The organism is Reyranella soli (assembly GCF_007992495.1).
Classification (GTDB): Bacteria; Pseudomonadota; Alphaproteobacteria; order Reyranellales; family Reyranellaceae; genus Reyranella; species Reyranella soli.
Window position 1 is genome coordinate 1 of the sequence record NZ_BKAJ01000350.1, and the last position, 1550, is coordinate 1550.

The 1550-nt window shown below is 58.6% G+C and carries 2 protein-coding genes; one reads left to right on the forward strand and one right to left on the reverse strand.

Annotated features, from left to right (window positions below):
- Positions 1–233 (forward strand): hypothetical protein (locus RSO01_RS48795; protein ID WP_218037693.1); only part of this gene is annotated, 233 nt, incomplete at its 5' end.
- 192 nt (positions 234–425) lie between these two features.
- On the opposite strand, the gene RSO01_RS46680 is transcribed toward RSO01_RS48795, so the two are convergent.
- The coding region (locus RSO01_RS46680; RefSeq protein ID WP_147157459.1) for a sensor histidine kinase at positions 426–1550 on the reverse strand (1125 nt) is incomplete at its 5' end.

A 1550-nucleotide genomic window follows, 5' to 3' on the forward strand; every position in this document is an offset into this window, starting at 1 on the left:
TGGTGTCGTCATTGGATCCGGTCTGGGCGAACGCAACTGTTGCAATAACCGCGCAGGAAACCGCTCCGACGATCAGTGGGGTAATACGCATTCTTTTCTCCACGACATTGAGTGATCCAGTCGTCACCCTAGAGGCTCTCTGCGATCTCTGGTTCCTGAAGACGTGTCCGATCATCCGCCTTGCAGCGCACCTGCCGGCTGAAGGCGACTGCTGCTCAGGCGTGAGAACCTGATCGCGGATGACGCGCAGTCCTTCGATCGACCCAGGCTTGGTACAGTTGGCGAAAAGGTTTTCGCCCATGAGCTGGCGCAAAGCAGCGCCGATGATCTCCGCCCTGATATTCGCGCACTAGACGATGGTGCCGTGTGTTACCTGCGTAAGCCAATGGATGAGGAGCGTCTCACGCGCTGTGTTCGCGAGGCTCTCAAATCCGCTCGCTCGCCTGAAGAGGATTCGTGAACTCTGCGTCGGTGCCAGGCAACGTGAACTGGAATACGGCACCGCGCGGCTTGTTCGCCTCCGCCCACAGCCTACCGCCATGAGCATCGATGATGGACCGACATATCGACAGCCCCATCCCTGTTCCACTGGGCTTCGTGGTGTAGAAGGCGTCGAAGACCCGTTCGAGATGCTCCGGATCAATGCCCGGCCCGGAATCGCGCACCGCCACGACGACGCCTGTTTGATCCTCCTTTGTGCTGATCAACAGCTCCCTTGCTCCCTCCTCAACCGGGCTCATTGCTTCAGCCGCATTCAGAATGAGGTTCAGCAAGACCTGTTGGAGTTGAACGCGATCCCCCTCCACAGAGGACAAGCCCTCCGCAAGCCGAGTCTGGACCGAGACGCCATTCCGGTTGGTGACGCTGCGCGCCAATGCGACCACTTCGTTGATTGCCGCATTCAGATCGAAACGCTCTTTTCGCGGTGGCGCTTTCTTCACTTGCTCTCGAATGCGATCGATGATGTCTCCGACTCGATCAGCATCGCCAACGACACAGGCGAGCGCTTCCCTCACCTCGCCCAGGTCTGGCGGCTGCATCTTCAGAAAATTCTCCGCCGCCCGGGCGTTGTTGCGCGCGCTGGCAATCGGCTGCGTGATTTCGTGGGACAGCGAGGCGGCCAACTCTCCCATCACGCTCACCCGGTTCATGTGGGCGAAATCCGATTGCATCTGCTGCACTCGCGCCAGCGCTTGCGTGCGATCCTCGATGTCAGTTAGTAGTACGTACCAGCGGACAATATGCCCGGAAGCATCGCGGATCGGCACGCCGCGGTTGTCAAACCATCGATATCGGCCGTCGAAGCGCCGCAGGCGATGTTCGAGCTGGTAGGGAATCCCGGATGCGATAGATCTTGTGAAAACTTCAGCGAGATGAGGAAGATCCTCCTGATGCACTGTTCCGTTTGTTCGCCAATCCCTCAATTCTTCCAGTGACTGGCCGCAATACTCAAGAATTTGCCGATTCACAGTTTCGACGTCACCGTTCGGGGCCAGGATGCCGACCAGACCTGGTATCCCGTCAATTGCCGAACGCAGGCTTCGCTCGCT